The following is a 21260-nucleotide window of genomic DNA, read 5'->3' as shown; positions in this document are numbered from 1 at the left end:
TACATAATGGCATCCCAAATGGTTCTTAAATCATATTTTCGTTTTCTGTTATTGAAGTTTAAAGTCTTTTTTATAAATTGCCATTGATTGTCAGAAATGTTTGTAGAGTAATTTTTCACCGTAGCTTAATTGATTAGTTACCAACAAGTTACGAAAAATAATCTACATAAACAACTGACAATCAATTTTTTAAATTATTTTTTTACAGATCCACTCCTTACAAATTTTTCTAATTTAATTTTTAAACAGGCTCTAAATAAAAAAAGGAATCCAACTGGCATTCCTTTTTTTTTTGTGACAATTTTTTTAAATTATAAATTTAAATCTAATATCTAAACTCTAAGAATTATATTCTCTTTCCCATTCTTCTGCAGCATCACAAAGGGTCTGATAGAAGGCTTCGCCGTATTTCCGGATGAGCGGCTCTTTTAGAAACTTGTAAATCCTCACCTCCAGTTCCTTGCCCAAAGTGCAGGCATCACTGCAGATTTCCCATTCGTGGTAGTTGAGTGCGATAAAGGTTTTGTAATCATTGACACGGATTGGGTACAAATGGCAGGAAATCGGTTTTTTCCAGTCGATCACGCCATCTTCATACGCTTTTTCGATACCACATTTGGTGGTTCCTTTTTCGTCAAAGATGACATAGGCACATTCGCTGCCGTTGACCAACGTGGTGACGTAACCGCCGTCATAAGGATCTATGACCCAGGTTCCCTGTTCTTCGATGGCTTTCACGCCTTCTGGCCTTAGATAGGATTTTATCTTCGGGAAAATTTCATCCAAAATTGGCAATTCGTCTTTGTCCAGTGGAGCGCCGGTGTCGCCGTCAACACAGCACGCGCCTTTACATTTGGTAAGGTTGCAGACAAAACTTTCTGCAAATATATCTTCGGAAATCAGTTTGTCATCTATCTGAATCATTCTTCATCAATTTTAATATGATGCAAAATTAGCGATTTTAAATGCTGCCAAACAAAAAACCACGATCCAAAGTCCCAATTCCTGCATCCAGTACTTTGGCAGGAAGCGCAACATTCTACTGATGATGATGCTTACAGGTAAAGCCAAAAGTAAAAGATACTCATAATCATAACCCATATAAAAGATGATGGTGACCAATTGGGCGAGAGAAAAAACAAGGACAAAAGTATATTTGTATCTGCTGATAGGGCTTTTCTCATTATAATGTTTGAAATGATCTGCAAGAGAATAGATGATCATCAAAACGATGGGGATCAAAATATAAAGTGTGTCGTAAGAATCCAGTATTTCGAATGAGCTTTCAAATGGAAAATACGAACTGTCCCAAGTGGTATAACGGATGAGATACATCAGACCAAAATAGCTGAGAACGATCAGTACCGCTCCGAATAATAATCTGAACATATTAAGGCCAATTCTTCCGGAAGTCCCGATGATATGAAAAATTACGAAAACCGCCATTGGCCAGCTGGGTGGGAAAACTAGAAAAGTAAACGCCAAAATGGCGCCGACAAGCATAAAAGAGCTTTTTCGAAGATGATCATTCTGACTGGTCAGAATCAATAGTAAAATAGAACTCATCAAGAAAGTGATGGCAAGCCCAGGTGCTATCGTTCCATCGTAAAATGACACCACGAAAAGTGTGTAGAGTAAAAGCGGAAGATGAGACAACTGATTGAGTGCAATCGCATTGAATAAAAAATACCCCAGGCTGATTCCCGTGAATGTAATGATGGTAGGAATGAGGCTTATGTTTTTGAAATCTAATAAGTTAAGTGATATGAAGATCAGAAATAAAAAACCAATGTACGCTGGAACAGAAAAAATATTGCTTTCTTTTGAAAGTAATCGAAACATTTTTTATAAATTTGTGCAAAGTTAATTTAAAAAAAGAAAAATATGACATCTTTCTGGTTAGCATTAAGTGCAGCTTTCAAATGGTCGTTCGGATTTTACAATCTTTTTGGCAATGTGCTAAACTGGATATTGTTCCTTGTAGCAACAGGCTTTTTTTGCTATTGGTGTTATGTTTTGGTAGTATCTCTTGGTGCTCAAAAAGACAAAGATTATTTCTCACCTACGGAAGGTAAAAATCCATATTACGATCCAAAAATTTATAAAAACGAAGGTTAAATAAATTGATTATATAATAAATAACCCGCAATGATCAGTTCATTGCGGGTTATTTATGTTTAAATCAGGATGTGCTTGCGTCCTTAATCTTATGGCGTCATATTTATGCTTCATCATGGCAAGGAACTACCAAAACCGGGATTTTTGATTTTTTGGTTATTTCCTTAGTCAGGCTTCCGATGAAAACATCGTAAACACCGCTTCGTCCGTGGGAGCCTACCACAATATAATCAGCCGATTTCTCATCAGCAAATTCCAAAATTGTATCACCAGCCATGCCTTGTTTCAAAATATGAGAACAGTTTACGCCATGTGCAATGACTCTTTCTTGAAGTCTGTTGAGTTCCTTCAGTTCATACTTGATCTCGTTTTCTTCTACTTCCGGGAAATACTGGAAACCCATATCTCCAATCACAAAACCAATATCTGTCGCAGCTACGTGGATCAATGCGATCTCAGCATTTACATCCTTAGCAAAATTGATGGCATAATCTACCAATTTATTAGAGCTGTCAGAAAAATCGACGGGTAAAATAATTTTTTTCATAATTAAAGTTTATAGTATTAGAGTTGCAAAAAATTAGCCATTGTGACAACGCATCACCTGACATTTGTCTATTGAATCTTCAGTGAAAATAGTTTATTTTCTTCCAAATAGGCTTCCAAAATGTCATTTTCAGAAACTTTACCAACACCTTTTGGTGTACCTGTGAAGATCAGATCACCCACTCTCAAAGTGAAATATTGTGAAGCAAATGCAATGATGTCATTAGGACTGAAAATCATTTCGCCTGTATTTCCATCTTGAACTTTCTCATTGTTTTTTATTAAGGAAAAATTGAGGTTTTGTAAGTCATAATTCTCTTTTGATACAAAATCCGAAACTACGGCAGAGCCGTCAAAACCTTTAGCCAATTCCCAAGGCAGACCTTTGCCTTTTAATTTGGTTTGAAGATCTCTAGCAGTAAAGTCGATTCCCAAGCCAATCTCGTCATAATGGTTTCCAGCGTTTTCTTTTTGGATGTATTTTCCACCCTTTGATATTTTCAAAACCACTTCCAGTTCGTAGTGGATGTCATCAGAAAATTCAGGAATATAAAAATCCGAACCTTTTTTCAGAATTGCAGTGTCTGGTTTCATAAAAATGACAGGATCGTCAGGGATTTCGTTTCCTAATTCTTTGGCGTGTTCGCTGTAGTTTCTTCCTATGCAGATTATTTTCATAATATTAATGTAATAATTTATCAATGTAACAATGTACCAATGTGAAAATCCTTCATTCTATCGGTAAATTATTAGATTTTCACATTGGTATTTTTTTTTAAAACCTAGACTTCAGCTGAATTTTGGTAAAGATCTTCTTCGTATAAAGTGGAAAATCTGCACTTTGAAGCCAGCCGTAATAGCCAATATCTTTTTGGAAAACTTCTTTCACCACCTGACCTTTATATTTTCCGAACGCAAAAATCTCCTGATCTTTTTCATTGAAATGAATCATTCCTGCCAGATCTGCAAACTTGCTGTGGAAAGAGAATTCGCTCAAACCTGCAACTTCTTTCGGTAGATCTTCGTAATGTCCAACTTGTGCATCCAAAACTTCGAAAGTTGCCAAAACATCAGCTTCCGCAGAGTGGGCATTTTCCAAAGTTTTTTGGCAATAGAAATGATAAGCGGCAGACAGATTCCTTGGTTCCATCTTGTGATAAATTGTTTGCGCATCTACCAATTTGAATTTACTCAAATCGAAATCCAAACCAGCACGCAGAAGTTCTTCTGCCAAAAGTGGTACATCAAAACGGTTGGAATTGAAACCTCCCAAATCAGATCCGGAGATCATTTCCAGAATTTTCGATGCAATGTCTTTGAAAGTTGGTGCGTTAGCAACGTCTTCGTCATAGATTCCGTGGATGGCGGAAGATTCTTTTGGGATTGGCATTTCTGGATTTACTTTCCAAGTTTTGCTTTCTCGGGAAGCGTCCGGATTGACTTTCAAGATGCAGATTTCTACGATTCTGTCTTTTCCAACGTTGATTCCCGTCGTTTCCAGATCAAAAACGCAAAGTGGTTTGTATAGTTTGAGGTTCATTATTTATAATTGATGAGTTATTGTTGTTCTAATTTCTAGCTTCTAAAATCTAATTTCTACTTCAATTGTTTTTGAAATATTAATGAAATCAAAATGTAATAGATGATGATTAAAGGGATTCCGACTGTTTTGAATATCAATAAAATCAAAACTCCGCCAATCAGCAGAGCCAGTTTGGGATAATTATCTTTCAATTGTTTTGATTTGAATTTCATAGCGATCATCTTGATAGGACTGATTAAAAGCCAGGATGACACAACGGTCAAAATCAATAGATAAATTTCATTATTAAACAGAAAACTAAAAGCGCCAGTTTCTTTGAAAGCGTAAAACAACCCGAAGATCAAAATCGTATTACTCGGGGTGTTCAATCCTTTGAAGTAATACTTTTGGTCATCATCCAGATTAAAGATAGCTAATCTGAGACAGGAGAAAACGGTGATGAGAAATCCCGAGTAATAGTACCAAGGAAAATCTGCGTAATTGTTCCCTATCAATGCTACAAATATCGTCATCCCAGGCAAAAATCCAAAACTTACCATATCTGCCAAAGAATCCAATTGTCCGCCGAGATTGCTGCTGGAATTCATAGCTCTTGCCATAAAGCCGTCAAAAAAATCGAGAACCAATGAAATGATAATGCAAATGGCCGTCGTTTGATAATCGCCGGAAACGAGATGAACAATCCCAACGCAACCCGAGAAAAGATTCCCTAGAGTCAATGCGTTGGCAAGGTTGTTTTTGATGAAATTCATATCACAAAAATAGGAAAAACAAATACAAGGAAAAGTTTAATTTTGCAAAATGAACAATTTTAGAAGGCAGGAAGTTTTGGCCTTGATTTACAGACTTTTTTTGGTGTTTTTCTTTTATCAGTTGGCAAGATTTCTGTTTTGGTTTTTCAACCAACAGCTTGTAAAAGTAGAGGGTATATCGGAATATCTTAAACTTTCCTATTACGGAACTGCGTTTGATGCAACTGCGATCTTGTACGTCAACGCGGTTTTTATCCTGTTAAGTATCATCCCAATTGTCATCAATACAAAAAAAAGCTATCAGAAGTTCTTGTTCATCTGGTATTTTGTCACGAACGGGATCACCTATGCTTTCAACTTTGGGGATATGATTTATTACAGATTCAGCCAGGCGAGACTCACTTCCGCGGCGTTTTCTGTGGCAAAAAATGAAAGTAATATCGGAAAAGTCTTTTTCAATGCGGTTTTGCAGAATCCATTTGTTTTAATTTCTTTCATTGCTATCATTTTTTTGTGGATTTTCTTTTACAAAAAAGTGAAAGTCACAGAAGAAAAACCGAAGAACTTCATTACTTATTATACTTCATCAGTTGTGATTTTATGTCTCACTGCGCTTTTGGTTGTTGGCGGAATCCGTGGTGATTTCAAACATTCCACAAGACCAATTAATTTGGTTGATGCCAACAAACACGTCAGCAATCCTTTGCAGGGAAATCTGGTTCTCAATAGTGTTTTCTCGTTTTTCAGAACCATTAATACCAATAATTTTAAGCTGGTTCATTTTGTGGATGAGAAATTCATTAATCAAGAAATCAAACCATATAAACGATATGAAAGAGAAGTAGAAGCGAAGCCGAACGTCGTCATTTTCATAATGGAAAGTTTTGGGAAAGAATATTCGGGCGCTTTCAACAGAAAAACGGCGATCAAGGATTTTGTTTCCTACACACCGTTTCTCGATAGTTTGGCAGATGAAGGTCTGATTTTTACCAATGCTTTTGCAAATGGCAGACAATCGATTCACGGGATGAGTTCTGTTTTGGCAGGAATTCCGAGTTTGACGGATGCCTTTACGAGTTCGCCTTATTCCAATCAAAAAATCCAATCGATTGTTTCAGTTTGTAATGAGATGGGATACGACACCAGTTTTTATCACGGCGCGCCCAATGGCTCCATGGGTTTCCAGGGATTTGGGAATATCTTAGGTTTCAAACATTATTTCGGAAAGACAGAATATAATAATGATCAGGATTTTGACGGTATTTGGGCCATTTGGGATGAGCCATTTTTCCAGTATTTTGCAAAGAATATGGGCAAGAAAGAGCCATTTATGTCCACGCTTTTTTCTGCTTCGTCTCACGATCCTTTCAAAGTACCGGAGAGATATCAGAATAAGTTCAAATCCGGGCCATTGCAAATTCACATTCCAATCCAGTACTCGGATTATGCTTTGAAAAAATTTTTCCAAACGGCGCGTACAAAATCTTGGTATCAAAATACGATTTTTGTAGTTACGGCAGATCACACCAATCAAATTTATTATCCTGAATATCAAAAAGCCATGAACAGATTTGCCATCCCACTTTTGTTTTTTTCTCCCAATCCAAGATATCATCTCAAAGGCGTTGATGATCGGCTTGCGCAGCAGATCGATATTTATCCAACTTTGGCAGATCTTATAGGTTACAACAAAAGGATCAGAAGCTGGGGCAGAAGCCTCGTGTCAGAGAATAATGAAGATGAAATGATCATTCATTCAGACGCTGTTAATGAACAGATGATCATTGGAAATTACATCTATATTTTCAATGGGAAAGAAGTGACAGGGATTTATGATAAAACAGATTTAGCATTGTCAAAAAATATCTTCAGCAAAAACCTGAACCCGGAGCAAAAACTCGGAATCGAAAAAACAAAAGCCTGGTATCAGGATTATATGAACCGCGTGATCAATAGAAAACTGTATTAGATAAAGCTGTTTAATATTTGAAAAATCTGTCAGTTGGCTTTATTTATGCTCTGGATAGCAAATAATTGTTGTTTGTTTAAAATTAATTTATATTTTTATCCATATTAATTTAACGTTAACAGCGCAAGCTTATCAAACAACAAACCAACTTAAAATAAAAGACAATGAACAAATTATTATTAACATTTGCCCTATCATTTATCAGCGTTATCTCATTTGCCCAGATAGAAGGAAGATGGAAAACCATCGATGATGAAACAGGAAAACCAAAGTCCATCGTAGAAATTTCCAAAGATTCTAAAGGGAAATATGTAGGAAAAGTAGTACAGCTCTTGATAAAACCAGAAAATGCAAACTGCGTAAAATGTAAAGACGACCGCAAAAATAAGCCGTTGATAGGACTGGAGATCATCAGAGGGATTTCCAAAGATGGCAATGAGTTTTCTGGCGGAACCATCACCAATCCTAAGGATGGCAAATCTTACAAAACAGAAATCGTAAGAGAGGGTGATGTGTTGAAAGTAAAAGCCATCATTATGGGAATTGCTGTGAAAACCCAAACTTGGCACAAAGTGAGTTAACCCAACATTATGATAAATAAAAGGCTTCCAGATGGAAGCCTTTTTGTTATGCAGATAATAAAAAAATTAATACTTTTGTATTTCGAAATTAAACAAAGAACATTTTCATAATCAATATTACATTATAATGAAGGAATATACATTTCGTGAAGTAATTGCTCAGGCTATGAGTGAAGAAATGCGTAAAGACGAATCCATTTTTCTTGTAGGAGAGGAAGTTGCAGAATACAATGGCGCTTACAAAGCGTCCAAAGGTATGCTGGACGAATTTGGAGAAAAAAGAATCATAGATGCACCTATTGCAGAACTTGGTTTTACAGGGATTGCTGTAGGCGCTGCAATGAACGGAAACCGTCCGATTGTAGAATATATGACTTTCAACTTCTCACTAGTTGCGATTGATCAGATCATCAACAATGCTGCAAAAATGTACCAGATGACAGGTGGACAATGGAATATTCCTATCGTTTTCCGTGGTCCTACAGGTTCAGCAGGCCAGTTAGGAGCAACGCACTCTCAGGCTTTCGAAAGCTGGTACGCCAACTGTCCAGGTCTTAAAGTCATTATTCCTTCCAACCCTTACGATGCAAAAGGACTTTTAAAATCCGCCATCCAGGACAATGATCCAGTGATATTTATGGAGTCCGAGCAGATGTATGGTGACAAAATGGAAATCCCAGAAGAAGAATATTACATCCCAATCGGAAAAGCAGACATCAAGAAAGAAGGAAAAGATGTGACTTTGGTGTCTTGGGGTAAGATTATGAAAGTCGCTTTACAAGCTGCAGAAGATCTGGAAAAAGAAGGCATCTCTGTAGAAGTGATCGATCTTAGGACGATCCGTCCATTGGATTACGATACCATTCTGGAATCCGTTAAGAAAACCAACAGGTTGGTCATTCTTGAAGAATCTTGGCCATTTGCAAGCATCTCAACAGAGATCACTTATATGGTTCAGCAAAAAGCATTCGATTATTTGGATGCGCCGATCAAGAGAATTACAACACCAGATGCATCAGCACCATATTCTGCGCCCTTGTTTGCAGAGTGGTACCCGAAGGTGGAAAAAGTTAAAGAAGAGATCAAAAACGCACTTTACATCAAAGCATAAAACAAAACGCCCGGATTCATTCGGGCGCTTTTGTGTTGTAGAAAGTTTTAGAAGCTAATCCCGCTTTCCGCTGCAATCTTTTTTGCACGACGGTTTGTCATTCACTAGAACTCAACCCAACGCAAAAAAGGATTTCCGCTGCAATCAGGGCTAGGGGATTTGTTATCCAATCATCATTCAGTACAAAACACCAACTTAGTTTTGGCCACTTCATTGATGAGTGTTAGCACCTTTGTGAACCTGAAAATATTTTCAATAATGTAAAAAAAAACTTTGCGAGCTTTGCATTCAATATTATTTTAAAAGAAAACTCAGATAATTTTCTTAAAATAACCCGTCAAAAATTTGCGAATTAATAAATAATTCCTATTTTTGCAATCCAAAATGAGATGTAATATATGTTAATAATTCCAGTAAAAGACGGAGAGTCTATCGACAGAGCTTTAAAAAAGTACAAGAGAAAATTTGATAAAACAAGAGTTGTAAGAGAACTTAGATCCAGACAACAATTTATCAAGCCTTCTGTAACTTTGAGACAATCAAAACTTAAAGCAGCTTATAAACAAAGAAACGCAAGCATCGAAGAACAAGCTTAAGTTCTTTTTTGCAAAACATAAGAAAAATCACTTTCAAATTTCTATATTTGGAAGTGATTTTGTATTTAGAGCCCTATGATAGAAAGATTCCTAGATTACATTGCGGTAGAAAAAAGGTATTCTCCACACACGATTACCAATTACCAAAAAGACCTTTCGGATTTTGCAGCTTTCGTTTTAAAGACAGAAGCAACAGCAGATGTAGTTCATTTGCACAAAAAAGTCGTGAAGAATTTTATCGTAGAACTCAGTAACTCCGGACTCAGCAAAAGAAGCATCAACAGAAAGCTTTCCTCACTCCGCAGCTTTTATATGTTTATGCTCCGCTTGGAGGAGATCAAAGTCTCGCCAATGGAAACCATAGATTCGCTCAAATTCTACCCAGAAAAGCGCATTCCGTTCTCTGTGGAAGAAATGGATACGATGAAGACGGAAATAGAGGATAAGGGCCAAATGACGCTTCTGGAGAAACTCATCATAGAAACGCTTTACCAAACCGGAATCAGAAAGGCAGAGCTATGCAATCTATTGCTCAGCAATGTCGATTTCTCAAAAAAAGAAATCTTGGTCGTGGGGAAAGGCAACAAGGCCAGAATCATCCCAATTGCAGACGATCTGCTTGGTGATTACCAAACCTATCTTGCGACTAGACTTCCGGATTCCGACCATCAAGCCTATTTTTTCATTAATAAAAAAGGAAAAAAACTAGGCGAAAAATTTGTCTATGTAGTAGTTAATAGGTACTTTAGTAATGTTACTTCCAAGCAGAAAAGGAGTCCTCATATTTTAAGACATACTTTCGCAACGCATATTCTAAATGAGGGTGCGGAGATATCGAAAGTCCAGAAATTAATGGGACATTCCAGTTTGGCAAGTACGCAGGTTTATACCAGTGCTGATATAGAAAAACTGAAGGAGGTTTATAAAAATGCACATCCAAGAGAGAAAAAATAAATTTGATAAAAAAATAATATGGAATGATTTTTACATTTTTATTGTTTAACCATTTAAAACAGACGTTATGAAGATTACAATTCAGACTGCAGGTGTTACACCGCACGAACCATTAAAAGAAAGAATTGAAAAAAAATTAGAGAAGCTGGAAACCTTTTATGACAAGATTGTAGAAGCCACAGTTTACTTGAAAGTTGAAAATACTACTGAAAAGTTAAATAAAACCACCGAGCTTGTGATCAAAGTTCCAGGGGATGATATCGTCGTAAAAAAGACTTGTGCGACTTTTGAGGAAAGTTTAGACGAATCTGCTGATACGGCTAAGAAACTGTTAATCAAGAAAAAAGAATTAGCTTAGAAAAAAATACGTTTTTTTTGTAAAAAAACATTTGTAGGTTTCAAAAAAGAGTCTCATATTTGCACTCGCAAAACGGTGGCAACCAGATTGCAGAAATATGATCTTTAATTTGAAGCCTATTTTTTTTTGAAAAAAACGCAGTGTTTAGATTCAATCAAAAAAAATAAATTTTTTTTAAAAAACATTTGCAGGTTTAAAGAAAAAAGTCTCATATTTGCACTCGCAAAAAGGAAGTAACCTGGACGCAAGATTAACGATCTTTATATAAAAAATAAATGCCTCCATAGCTCAGTTGGCTAGAGCAGCTGATTTGTAATCAGCAGGTCGTGGGTTCGAGTCCCTCTGGAGGCTCATTTATAGAAAAAATTTTGGGGAGATACCAGAGCGGTCAAATGGGGCTGACTGTAACTCAGCTGCTTCGGCTACGTAGGTTCGAATCCTGCTCTCCCCACTTTTTTTATAAAAAAAAATATTTGCAGGTTAAAAGATTTATTTTTAGATTTGCACACCGTTAACCAACCTTTTTTGGGAACAAAAAATGCGAAAGTAGCTCAGTTGGTAGAGCGTCAGCCTTCCAAGCTGAATGTCGCGGGTTCGACCCCCGTCTTTCGCTCAAAATCACAAACCTTACGGAATGTGATTTTTTTTTAGGCCGACTTAGCTCAGGGGTAGAGTGCTTCCTTGGTAAGGAAGAGGTCACGGGTTCAAATCCCGTAGTTGGCTCAAAAAATCCCGGATACAGTTCGGGATTTTTCTTTTAAGTAAAGTTATGTTGTTAACATATTAAAAGCCCAGAATAGATTCCTATTCCGGGCTTTGGTATTAATGTATCAATTGTGTTTTTAGAATCCTAAACCTACCGTGAAGCCTTTTACCATATTAGGGTAATTTGCAACAGCCGTTGCAGTGCCGCTGGTAGTGTTTACAGTGTATATTTTTGTGTCAGCCCCTACGGTAGCTACCAAGTAAGCTTTTTGGCTTGTACTTCCGATGTCGAATCCATTTGATGAAGTGATGTTGATCCCCAATGCACCTCTTTCCGTGAGTGTTCCGGCATTTGGTGGATTCTGAAGATATAACTTGTCTGTATTATGATCGATCACGAATAATGATGTGGTGGTAGCACCTGCGAAATTATCTGTGTAGGCCGCAGAGCTCAAAGCAGGCATTCCAGGATTGATGACACCATCTACTGCTGCAACAGAGCCATCTATGGGATTAAGACGAAGGTTTTGTCCCATATCACTTACGATTCTTATCCTGTCAACAGTTGGATTGAAATCAAAACCATATTCTGTCCCTAAAAGCGGTGTGGAAAGTGTACCCGTTCCTACTTGCGTAGCTGCGCCCGTTCCCAAGTTGATGGTGTAGATCCTGCTAGAACTTCCCAAGGCGTAAAGCTGCCCGTTCAAAGGTCTGAAATCTATGCCCAGGATTCCTTCTCCATTTTGCAATCCAGTAATTGCTTTTGAAATTGGTTCCGGTTTATTTGGGTCGAAGATTTGGAGTGCGTTTGTGCTGTCAATTGCATAGGCAACCGGATTGGTTGGAATGGCGAGGTCAATCACTTTCTGTGATAAGCTTCCGATATGGGTTGTTTTACCATTGGCAAGATCCACGGTGTATAGATTGTTTTTAGAATCTTTGGTTGCTGCCACCAACGCAATGCTGTTGTCTGGATTGATGTCAAATGCCGCTTGCCCTGTAAAGGTGATGCCCAGACTTCCCACTTCAACCAATGTTCCGTTGTTCGGCGGATCTTGTTTGAATAATTTTCCAGAAGTCATGTCAAGATCATAAAGGATGGTTGATGAAGCTCCAGATTTACTATTCGTATATGCAATACCGGCGATAGAAGCTGTTGTGGCAATGCTGGTATCCATCGCTGCTAGAACGCCTGTTTCAGGATTGAGACGTAGATTCTGTCCTGTGTTTGTCACCAATCTGATGCGATCCACTGTTGGATTAAAATCAATCGAAGCAATGCTTCCAGTAATTGCTGGTGTAAAAGCAGATGTACTCACAACTCTTGCAGATGCAGTAGTGGTGTTGACGATGTAGAGCTTGCTGGCATTGGAAAGCGCATACAGTTCTCCAGTTGCAGGCCGGAAATCAATACTTAACAATTTTTCTCCTGCCGGAATTCCTAAAATCGCAGTTTTTGAACTGAAGGTAGAAGGGTTGTTAGCATTGAAAGCCAGCAGTTCATTGGTTTCTGTAAGACCATAAACCATTTGGTTTGGCCCCACAGCTACACTGGGTGGTTGTGGTACTGCGCTAATGTCATCGCCATTGTCACAAGAGATGATCGATACCAGGGCAAAAGCTGCCAGACAAAAGTTGAAAGTTTTTTTCATGAAGCTTATTTTTTTAGAGTTTCAATGTCATATACGAGATAAAAGTCATCTTGGATTTGTCAGGTTTTTTTTAATTGAATTTTTTATGTAAATTTGCAACGTCAAAAGACAAAAGTGTGTTGGTTTGTTGTTTTTGAATTTGAATATCGAAAATTTCAATAAAAATATTTTTGATATTCAAAAAATCGTTATATTTGCAAACCGAAAAAAAATAAATAATTAATTAATAAATATTAAATCATGGCAAAGGAAACGTTTAATCGTAACAAACCCCACTTGAACATTGGTACTATTGGTCACGTTGACCATGGTAAAACTACACTTACAGCTGCAATCAGTAAAGTGTTATCTGATAAAGGATTCGGAACAGCAAGAGATTTCTCTTCTATCGATTCTGCACCAGAAGAAAAAGAAAGAGGTATCACTATCAATACTGCTCACATCGAGTACGAAACTGCAAACAGACATTACGCTCACGTTGACTGTCCAGGTCACGCGGATTACGTAAAAAACATGGTTACAGGTGCTGCTCAAATGGATGGAGCTATCCTTGTAGTAGCTGCTACAGACGGACCAATGCCTCAAACTAGAGAGCATATCCTTCTTTGCCGTCAGGTAAATGTACCTAACGTACTTGTTTTTATGAACAAAGTAGATATGGTAGATGATGAAGAATTATTAGAATTAGTAGAATTAGAGATCAGAGATCTTTTATCTTCTTACGAATATGACGGAGACAACGCTCCAATCATCCAAGGTTCTGCTTTAGGAGGATTGAACGGAGATGCTAAATGGGTAGGTAAAATCGAAGAATTAATGGATGCTGTTGATACTTGGATCGAACTTCCAGTAAGAGATCAAGATAAACCATTCTTGATGCCAATTGAAGACGTTTTCTCTATTACAGGTAGAGGTACTGTTGCAACTGGTAGAATCGAGTCCGGAGTTATCAATACAGGAGATCCTGTTGATATCGTAGGTATGGGTGATGAGAAATTAACATCTACTATTACTGGTGTTGAGATGTTCAGAAAAATCCTTGACAGAGGTGAAGCTGGAGATAACGTAGGTCTTTTGTTGAGAGGTATTGAAAAAACGGACATCAAGAGAGGTATGGTTATCGCTAAGAAAGATTCTGTTAAACCACACAAAAGCTTCAAAGCTGAGGTTTATATTCTTTCTAAAGAAGAAGGTGGACGTCACACGCCATTCCACAACAAATACAGACCTCAGTTCTACGTTAGAACAACTGACGTTACGGGTGAGATCTTCTTACCAGAAGGTGTAGAAATGGTAATGCCTGGGGATAACTTAACTATCACTGTAGAATTGTTACAACCAATCGCTCTTAACGTAGGTCTTAGATTTGCAATCAGAGAAGGAGGTAGAACAGTAGGTGCTGGTCAGGTTACTGAAATCACAGACTAATTATCTTAATAATATAAAAAGTTCCGTAGGGAGACTTACGGGACTTTTTTAATCTACGGGCATCGTCCAATGGTAGGATACCGGTCTCCAAAACCGTTGATCTGGGTTCGAATCCTAGTGCCCGTGCAAAAAGAAAATAATGAGCTTAGTAGAATTTTTAAAAGGTTCTTACACAGAATTTAAAGATAGAGTAGAATGGCCAAAATGGTCTGATTTACAGTCTTCAACAGTTGTTGTTTCTGTGACCACTGTGATCCTTGCTTTATTTACATTTGGGGTAGATAGTTTCTTCAGTGTGACAATCAAGAATTTTATTGCGACGTTTATTAATATGTTTAACTAATTCCGAATACTTTCCTCATGAGCGAATCGAAATGGTATGTGCTGAAAGCTATTAGCGGACAGGAAAATAAGGTGAAAAACTATATTGAGAATGAGATCCAAAGACTTAATATGGATGCTTACGTCACTCAGGTAGTAATTCCTATGGAAAAGGTAATCCAAATCAGAAATGGAAAAAAGGTGCCTAAAGAAAAACCTTACTATCCAGGTTATCTAATGGTAGAAGCTGATCTGGTTGGAGAAGTACCTCACGTTATCAAAAATATTCCAGGCGTAATTTCTTTTTTAAGTCTTACAAAAGGTGGTGAACCAGTTCCAATGAGAAAATCTGAAGTCAACAGGATGCTCGGAAGAATGGATGAACTATCTGAATTTGCTACAGATGTGGAAATTCCTTTCATCGTTGGCGAAAACGTAAAAGTGGTCGATGGTCCTTTCAACGGATTCAACGGAACGATAGAGAAGATCTTGGAAGACAAGAAAAAAATAGAAGTTTCTGTTCTTATTTTTGGTAGGAAAACACCAATGGAACTTAGCTTTATGCAAGTAGAAAAAGTAGTATAAATTTAATTTTATATATCATATTAAAACCATCCGTCTGACGTGATGGTTTTTTTATTTCAGCAAGTCGCTGTTAAATTCGGTTGGTGTTTTTCCCATATATTTTTTGAAAGTTCTGCTAAAGTAGGAAATGCTGTTGTAACCGGTGTCATAACAAGATTCAGAAATGCTTTTTCCTTGTATAATAAGGTTACAGGCCTTGTCTATCCTGTATTGATTGATAAAGTCTGTAAAAGTAATCTTGGTTGTTTTCTTGAAAAAATTGCAAAAAGCGGGTAAAGTAAGGTTGACAAGATTTGCAATATCATTAATATCAATTTCTTTATCGTAGTTTTTTTCGACATATGTGAAGATAGTTTGCAGCCTTTCTTTATTTTTTGAGATCACCGTATGAGGCATGATTTCTTTGTTGAGCAAGACATAATCTTTGCTCTCTGCCAGTTCAAACAGGATATTGAGCAGAATAAAATACCGCTTCGAGCTTTCGGTTTGCAGTATCTCATATAGTTTAGGTAAAATCTGGAGCTTAACTTGTGGACTGAACATAATCCCCAGCTGAGCCTGTGAGACCAGGCGGTTGAGAGAGTGTATCTCTTCCACCTCTTGCGGGAAAGTAATGATATCTTGCCGGAATTGCAGTACAATTTCTTCATGTGGATCTACAGAGTTGATACCAAAGCCCGAGTGCGGTACATTAGATCCTATCAGCACCAGATCTCCGTCAGTAAAGTTGCTTTTGTGATAGCCAACGTGCCGGTTTCCATTCCCAGAAACGACACACACCAGCTCAATTTCCGGATGGTAATGGTACTCCCACCGAAGATCTTTTACCGGTACCTTTATGTGCAACGTCCGGAACGATGAGTTTTTATCGGGAAGTATGGTTTCAAAACTAACTCTCATTGTTTTAATATCTATTTTTAATAAATATACTAATTTTTATTAATGGAGTACAACCAATGATTTACTATGTTAAATTACTGTAAACAGGATGTTAATAAATTTGCACCATTAGATATCAGGAATATGAAAAATCTAGGAATTAAATTAGCACTCTACGTCAACTACTTTGTTTTTGCGGCTCTTCTAAACAGCGTGGGTCTTCTGATTCAGAAATCCCAGAATGTCTATGGCATCACAGAGTCCAAAGCTAGTCTATTGGAACCTGCGAAAGATTTGACCATTGCGCTAGTCGCATTCTTAATGGGGTCTTTCTTACCGAAGTTGGGTTACAAAAAAGGAATGCTCATCAGCTATGCTTTGGTCTTTGTCGGATGTTTTCTGATGTATTTTGGTAATTCCTTCTGGAGTGTTATCCTACTTTTTGCTTGTACAGGATTTTCTTTTGCAATCATCAAAGTATCTGTGATGGCATTAATTGGCGTTGTAGCTGACAACGAAAGTGACCACAGGTCTTTTATGAGTTATATAGAAAGCGTTTTTATGCTTGGGATCGTTTTCGCTTATGTGATTTTCCCCATGTTCTACAGCGAGACCAATCCAAATGCCTGGCTCGATGTCTATCTGATATTGGCAGGTCTCATCGCTATTGTTTTCCTGTTTATTTTGTTTTCGAAATTCGAATTGCCTCAGGTAGCACATTCAAAATCGGTGGGCGAGGAGTTTAAAGAGATGATCCAACTGATGAGAAAACCCTTGCTGATCCTCTTTGCCGTATTCGCATTTATGTATGTGATGACAGAGCAGGGAATTATGTCTTGGTTGCCGACCTTCAACCAAAAGGTTCTACACCTGAGTGAAAAATTGGCTGGGCAGATGGCTGTTATTTTGATGCTTTCAATTGCTTTTGGTAGATTTATTTCCGGGCTTATTATCAAAAAGATCCATTGGTATATTTACCTCACTTCCTGTTTGGTTTCTGCGGCTTGCCTCGTAATTTTTGTGCTTCCGATGGCTTCTGATCTTACCGTTAAAGAGATCAAGAATCTAAGTGATGTCCCAATGATTGGATTTGTTTTCCCATTGATCGGATTGTTTTTGGCGCCTGTTTATCCGTTGATCAATTCCACAATTCTAAGTGCTACAGAGAAACAGTCTCATAGCTCCGTAGCCGGGATTCTTACTTTTTTCTCCGCTTTTGGCGGGACTTGCGGCTCCGTGATCATCGGTTATCTTTTTCAGAATGTGGGCGGACACAAGGCATTCTATTTTTCGTTAATCCCAATGACGGTGCTCATCATCGTTCTCTATTTCATCAATAAAATCAATAAAAAATCACAATTAAATGAAGCCTAATTTATACCTACAAGATATTTTCGACTTGTTTGATGCTGTACAGAAGTGCAAGATTTTCGAAGATCAGAAAGTGATGGCAGACGCTATTCCATTGTCTCCAATTTCTGAGATCAATCAATACTTTAACACCGAAAAAGATCAAAGTGGTTTTGATCTTAAAGATTTTATCCTGAGGCATTTTGATTTTGATCAGCCAGCACCGGCTATTTCCAGAGCGCAAACATTGCCGATTGATGAGCATATAGAAAAACTTTGGGACGAATTGACAAGAACCGCTGACGTGGAAAAAGGAACATTACTGAAACTTCCAAAGCCTTACCTCGTTCCCGGTGGCAGATTCAATGAGTTTTTTTATTGGGACAGCTACTTCGTAATGCTCGGTTTGCAGGTTTCCGGAAGAATTGAAATGATGGAAAATATCGTAGAAAACTGTGCGTCCCTGATTAATGAATTTGGCTTTGTACCCAATGCCAGCAGAACGTATTTCCTTAGCCGGTCTCAGCCTCCTTATTTTTCGTTAATGCTGGATTTATTGGCAGAGTCTACCAATGACAAGACTGTTTATGCCCGGTATTTTGACAGCTTGGAAAAGGAATATGAATTTTGGATGGATGGCGCAGCAGAATTGGAAAATGGAAACCAGTACAGGCATGTTTTGAAAACTAAGGCTGGTGCTTTTTTAAATCGATATTTTGATGACGAAAACAAGCCGCGGCCTGAAAGTTATATGATCGATATGGAAGATGCCGAAATGTCTCAGAATCCTGAATTCTACAGAAACATACGGGCAGCGTGCGAATCGGGATGGGATTTTTCCAGCAGATGGTTTGCAGACGGCAATTCAATCCGAACGATAGAAATTCTGAATCTCGCTCAGGTAGATCTCAACTGTCTTCTCTGGCACTTGGAAAATACTTTGGCAAAAGCATCGGAGCTTCAAAACTTCGAAGAAAAGAAAAACAATTACAGAAAAAAAGCAGAAGCCAGAAAAATGGCTATCGACCAATATTTCTGGAGTGAAGGTGATAAGATCTACAAAGATTACAATATCAAATCAGAATCTCAAACTTCTTCGGAGCATATCGCAACCCTTTATCCTCTGTTTTTAAAATTAGCCAATCAAGAACAGGCAAAAGCCGTCTCTGAAACGATCAAAGACAAGTTTTTGAAAGTTGGCGGCTTGATGACAACAACCCAAGATTCTGGACAGCAATGGGATGCTCCCAACGCCTGGGCGCCTTACCAATGGTTGGGATATTTGGCGATGAAAAACTATGGTTTTGAGGCATTGGCGGAAGACATCAAAAATAATTGGTGTACGAATGTAGAAAGAATTTATAGGAATACGGGGAAACTCATGGAGAAGTATAATGCCATTGATATCCAGAGTATTGCAGGTGGTGGAGAATATCCGAATCAGGACGGATTTGGATGGACAAATGGAGTTTATATCCAATTGAAAAAGAACAAATAATAAACTTAAAAACATGACAAAAAAATCACTCATCCTGGTTGCTGGTATTGCAACGATGTACTTCCAGAATGCTTATGCACAGGAAGTTAAAGACTCCGTAAGAACCAATGACATCGATCAGGTAGTTATTACCGGAAACTCCAATCCGAAAAAGAAAATAGAATCCAGTACGGCTATTTCTACGTTCAGTGCCAAGGAAATTATGAAACAAAATCCCATCAGTGCGGCGGCATTGTTGCAGAGAGTTCCTGGTTTTGCAGTAGAGACATCCGGCGGAGAAGTCGGGAATAATCTATTTTCCAGAGGTATTCCTTCTGCCGGAGGTTATGAATTTGTACAAGTTCAGGAAGACGGTTTGCCGGTTTTCGAGGATGGAGCGTTACAGTTTGCCAATGCGGACAACTTTTTCCGTGTAGATCATACAACAGGAAGATTGGAGGCTTTGAGAGGCGGTTCGGGTTCCATCTTCGCCACCAATTCTCCTGGAGGTCTTATCAACTTTATTTCGAAGGAAGGAAGCAATACTTTCAAAGGAGCAGCGAAACTGGAAACCAGTACTTATGGATTAATGAGAACCGATATCCATCTTGGTGGTGCATTGATTGAGGATCAATTATTCTTCAGCGTTGGTGGTTTTTACAGAACCGATGACGGACTGCGAAAAACTGGTTTTAAAGCCAATAATGGTGGACAGATCAGAATGAACTTGAAATATGTGTTTGACAGAGGTTATGCAAAAGTATATTACAAAAAACTGGATGACAGGAATACATTCTTCCTTCCAATTCCATTGACTCAGAACGGAAATGACATCAAAGAATTCGCTGGTTTTGATCCGAATTATGGAACGTACAGTTATAACTCAATCAGTCAATTGAATATTCCACAAGCTGGCGGCGGTTACTTCAAAAGAAATCTTCAGGACGGTATCCATCCGAAAGTAGATGCAATTGGCGCAGAATTCAAATACGATTTGGGTAATAATTTCTCTGTTTTGAATAAAACACGGGTTACCAATATTGATATGAATTATACCGGGATTTTTCCTGCTGGCGGACCTCAGACTGCAGCTGGCTTTGCCAGTAGTAAAGGAATCTTAGGAAACAGTTATCAATATTCATTAGCAAGTAATGGCGCAGTTGTGAATCCAACCAATGTTCAACAATTAGGGTTTTGGGCGATTGATAAGCAGATGAATAATTTCGTCAATGATCTCCAGTTCAGTTATAAATTAGACAAAGGCAATGTAACGGCTGGTTTCTATAAATCCAACTGGAAATCCAACCAATACTGGAACTGGAGTAACATCCTGACTACTGCTACAGACAAACCGCAATTACTTAATTTGGTAGATACCTCACTAAGTGCTAATGATGTGGGCTATTCCAAAACATACAACGGTGTGACGCAGATGTCATTCTTGCTAAGAGATTCGCAGACGCAGGGAAGTCTGAATGACATCTATGCCAACTTCGATTACAATGTGATCGATAATTTGAACATCAATGTTGGCGCCCGTTACAGCAGAGATTTCTACAGAGGATACGCCGTGAATACCACTTCAGCTCATTTAAATAATTCTGGTTTGACAACGGATGGCGTCCATGGTTTTTCAACAACCACGGCAGATGACAATATGAGTGTTTTGGGCAATCAGTACACGTATTGGAGATATGATATCGATAAGTTATCGTACACCGCAGCAGCTAATTATAAAATCAATACCAATAATGCAGTCTACGGACGTTTCTCTCACGGATTCCGATCTCCGAATGAGGAAGCTTATTATAATTATTTTACAGCAGCCAACCCCACTCAAGCTTTGGAAGCGGTAACGACCAATCAGATTGAGCTGGGTTATAAATATTACACCAACAATTTCAGTATCGGTGTGATTCCTTTTTATTCAACACTGAAAAATCTTTCTTTCACGGATGTTTTCTCAGACGGATCTTCCGAGAATACCTTTGCCAACACCAGAAACTATGGTTTGGAGATCGAAGGTAATGCAAGACTTTTCAATAATCTATTGGATCTGACCTTCAACGGAACCATTCAGAATCCCAAGTACTCAGGATTATGGATCAATTCCAAAACTTGGGGAGAAAGATAAAAATTAATAATTTTGAAGGATGTTAAATGATGTCGAACTCCTTAAATTATTTTTACCGGAACTTCTCATTGAGTATTTTGAGATTGTAAAATTTGAAGAAGAAAACCAAATCCTGCACATCTATTTTGAAGAGAAAAATACTGCTCCGAAAGAGTTTTCTTCTCTGCTATTACAGTCAAAAGGTTTTGTTCCGGAAATAAC

At 38.0% G+C, this 21260-nt stretch carries 22 protein-coding genes and 5 tRNA genes; 19 read left to right on the top strand and 8 right to left on the bottom strand.

The window, feature by feature from the left end:
• Window positions 1-339 precede the first annotated feature (339 nt).
• Together F564_RS0115285 and F564_RS0115280 are read right to left on the bottom strand one after the other, a co-directional pair.
• Window positions 340-924: a DUF3109 family protein gene (locus tag F564_RS0115285; protein WP_028123394.1), complete on the bottom strand. Its 585-nt coding sequence runs from the start codon at window positions 922-924 to the stop codon at window positions 340-342.
• A gap of 12 nt (window positions 925-936) precedes the next feature.
• Window positions 937-1842, bottom strand: a complete 906-nt coding sequence (locus tag F564_RS0115280) for a DUF6427 family protein (RefSeq protein ID WP_028123393.1) — start codon at window positions 1840-1842, stop codon at window positions 937-939.
• 42 nt (window positions 1843-1884) lie between these two features.
• On the opposite strand from F564_RS0115280, the gene F564_RS0115275 reads away from it, so the two are divergent.
• Window positions 1885-2118 carry a hypothetical protein gene (locus F564_RS0115275; RefSeq protein WP_028123392.1) on the top strand — a complete coding sequence of 78 codons (234 nt, stop codon included), beginning with the start codon at window positions 1885-1887 and terminating at the stop codon, window positions 2116-2118.
• A gap of 103 nt (window positions 2119-2221) precedes the next feature.
• Here the strand turns inward: F564_RS0115275 and F564_RS0115270 are convergent, their stop codons facing one another.
• The 4 genes from F564_RS0115270 to F564_RS0115255 all read right to left on the bottom strand — a co-directional run bounded on the left by F564_RS0115270 (window position 2222) and on the right by F564_RS0115255 (window position 4959).
• A complete protein-coding gene (locus F564_RS0115270; protein ID WP_028123391.1) occupies window positions 2222-2665 on the bottom strand; it encodes a universal stress protein in 444 nt (147 codons plus the stop codon).
• Between the two features lie 68 nt (window positions 2666-2733).
• Window positions 2734-3342: a fumarylacetoacetate hydrolase family protein gene (locus tag F564_RS0115265; protein WP_028123390.1), complete on the bottom strand. Its 609-nt coding sequence runs from the start codon at window positions 3340-3342 to the stop codon at window positions 2734-2736.
• A gap of 97 nt (window positions 3343-3439) precedes the next feature.
• Window positions 3440-4204, bottom strand: a complete 765-nt coding sequence (locus F564_RS0115260; protein WP_028123389.1) for a 3'-5' exonuclease — start codon at window positions 4202-4204, stop codon at window positions 3440-3442.
• A 56-nt stretch (window positions 4205-4260) separates the two neighbouring features.
• On the bottom strand, window positions 4261-4959 hold the full coding sequence (locus F564_RS0115255) for a CDP-alcohol phosphatidyltransferase family protein (RefSeq protein WP_028123388.1): 699 nt from the start codon (window positions 4957-4959) through the stop codon (window positions 4261-4263).
• Window positions 4960-5008: 49 nt separating this feature from the next.
• Here F564_RS0115255 and F564_RS0115250 point away from each other — a divergent pair, with 49 nt between their 5' ends.
• The 10 genes from F564_RS0115250 (at window position 5009) to F564_RS0115195 (ending at window position 11251) form a co-directional block, all read left to right on the top strand.
• A complete protein-coding gene (locus F564_RS0115250) occupies window positions 5009-6928 on the top strand; it encodes an LTA synthase family protein (protein WP_028123387.1) in 1920 nt (639 codons plus the stop codon).
• Window positions 6929-7092: 164 nt separating this feature from the next.
• Window positions 7093-7509 carry a DUF2147 domain-containing protein gene (locus F564_RS0115245; RefSeq protein ID WP_028123386.1) on the top strand — a complete coding sequence of 139 codons (417 nt, stop codon included), beginning with the start codon at window positions 7093-7095 and terminating at the stop codon, window positions 7507-7509.
• A 127-nt stretch (window positions 7510-7636) separates the two neighbouring features.
• The gene (locus tag F564_RS0115240; RefSeq protein ID WP_028123385.1) at window positions 7637-8620 is read left to right on the top strand and encodes a pyruvate dehydrogenase complex E1 component subunit beta; all 984 of its coding nucleotides are present in this window, start codon (window positions 7637-7639) and stop codon (window positions 8618-8620) included.
• Between the two features lie 398 nt (window positions 8621-9018).
• Window positions 9019-9216: a 30S ribosomal protein S21 gene (gene rpsU / locus F564_RS0115230; RefSeq protein WP_028123384.1), complete on the top strand. Its 198-nt coding sequence runs from the start codon at window positions 9019-9021 to the stop codon at window positions 9214-9216.
• 75 nt (window positions 9217-9291) lie between these two features.
• On the top strand, window positions 9292-10170 hold the full coding sequence (locus tag F564_RS0115225) for a tyrosine-type recombinase/integrase (RefSeq protein WP_028123383.1): 879 nt from the start codon (window positions 9292-9294) through the stop codon (window positions 10168-10170).
• A gap of 67 nt (window positions 10171-10237) precedes the next feature.
• Complete coding sequence (locus tag F564_RS0115220; RefSeq protein WP_028123382.1) at window positions 10238-10528, top strand: HPF/RaiA family ribosome-associated protein; 291 nt, start codon at window positions 10238-10240, stop codon at window positions 10526-10528.
• A gap of 277 nt (window positions 10529-10805) precedes the next feature.
• Window positions 10806-10879 (top strand) — tRNA-Thr (locus tag F564_RS0115210).
• A 19-nt stretch (window positions 10880-10898) separates the two neighbouring features.
• Window positions 10899-10979 (top strand) — tRNA-Tyr (locus F564_RS0115205).
• 89 nt (window positions 10980-11068) lie between these two features.
• Window positions 11069-11141 (top strand) — tRNA-Gly (locus F564_RS0115200).
• Window positions 11142-11179: 38 nt separating this feature from the next.
• Window positions 11180-11251: transfer RNA gene (locus F564_RS0115195), tRNA-Thr, on the top strand.
• 119 nt (window positions 11252-11370) lie between these two features.
• On the opposite strand, the gene F564_RS0115190 is transcribed toward F564_RS0115195, so the two are convergent.
• Window positions 11371-12885, bottom strand: a complete 1515-nt coding sequence (locus F564_RS0115190; RefSeq protein WP_028123381.1) for a DUF4394 domain-containing protein — start codon at window positions 12883-12885, stop codon at window positions 11371-11373.
• Between the two features lie 240 nt (window positions 12886-13125).
• On the opposite strand from F564_RS0115190, the gene tuf reads away from it, so the two are divergent.
• The 4 genes from tuf to nusG all read left to right on the top strand — a co-directional run bounded on the left by tuf (window position 13126) and on the right by nusG (window position 15219).
• The gene (tuf, locus tag F564_RS0115180; RefSeq protein ID WP_028123380.1) at window positions 13126-14313 is read left to right on the top strand and encodes an elongation factor Tu; all 1188 of its coding nucleotides are present in this window, start codon (window positions 13126-13128) and stop codon (window positions 14311-14313) included.
• 55 nt (window positions 14314-14368) lie between these two features.
• Window positions 14369-14439, top strand: a tRNA-Trp gene (locus tag F564_RS0115175).
• Between the two features lie 13 nt (window positions 14440-14452).
• On the top strand, window positions 14453-14656 hold the full coding sequence (gene secE, locus F564_RS0115170; RefSeq protein WP_034981784.1) for a preprotein translocase subunit SecE: 204 nt from the start codon (window positions 14453-14455) through the stop codon (window positions 14654-14656).
• 17 nt (window positions 14657-14673) lie between these two features.
• Window positions 14674-15219 (top strand): transcription termination/antitermination protein NusG, encoded by a 546-nt coding sequence (nusG, locus tag F564_RS0115165; protein ID WP_028123378.1) that lies wholly within the window; start codon window positions 14674-14676, stop codon window positions 15217-15219.
• Window positions 15220-15270: 51 nt separating this feature from the next.
• On the opposite strand, the gene F564_RS0115160 is transcribed toward nusG, so the two are convergent.
• Entirely contained in the window at window positions 15271-16119 is an 849-nt protein-coding gene (locus tag F564_RS0115160; protein WP_028123377.1) for an AraC family transcriptional regulator, read from the bottom strand.
• A gap of 66 nt (window positions 16120-16185) precedes the next feature.
• On the opposite strand from F564_RS0115160, the gene F564_RS0115155 reads away from it, so the two are divergent.
• The 4 genes from F564_RS0115155 to F564_RS0115140 all read left to right on the top strand — a co-directional run.
• Window positions 16186-17472: an MFS transporter gene (locus F564_RS0115155; protein ID WP_228373915.1), complete on the top strand. Its 1287-nt coding sequence runs from the start codon at window positions 16186-16188 to the stop codon at window positions 17470-17472.
• On the top strand, window positions 17462-18946 hold the full coding sequence (locus F564_RS0115150) for a trehalase family glycosidase (protein WP_028123375.1): 1485 nt from the start codon (window positions 17462-17464) through the stop codon (window positions 18944-18946). Before F564_RS0115155 ends, F564_RS0115150 begins: the two co-directional genes overlap by 11 nt.
• 13 nt (window positions 18947-18959) lie before the next feature.
• On the top strand, window positions 18960-21059 hold the full coding sequence (locus F564_RS19430; RefSeq protein WP_228373914.1) for a TonB-dependent receptor: 2100 nt from the start codon (window positions 18960-18962) through the stop codon (window positions 21057-21059).
• A gap of 19 nt (window positions 21060-21078) precedes the next feature.
• Window positions 21079-21260 (top strand): ISAon1 family transposase N-terminal region protein (locus tag F564_RS0115140; RefSeq protein WP_028123374.1); only part of this gene is annotated, 182 nt, incomplete at its 3' end.

The organism is Epilithonimonas tenax DSM 16811, from assembly GCF_000428485.1.
In the GTDB taxonomy this organism is placed as follows: Bacteria; Bacteroidota; Bacteroidia; order Flavobacteriales; family Weeksellaceae; genus Epilithonimonas; species Epilithonimonas tenax.
The sequence above is the reverse complement of the archived record's forward strand: the minus strand, read 5'-3'. Positions and strand labels throughout refer to the sequence as shown.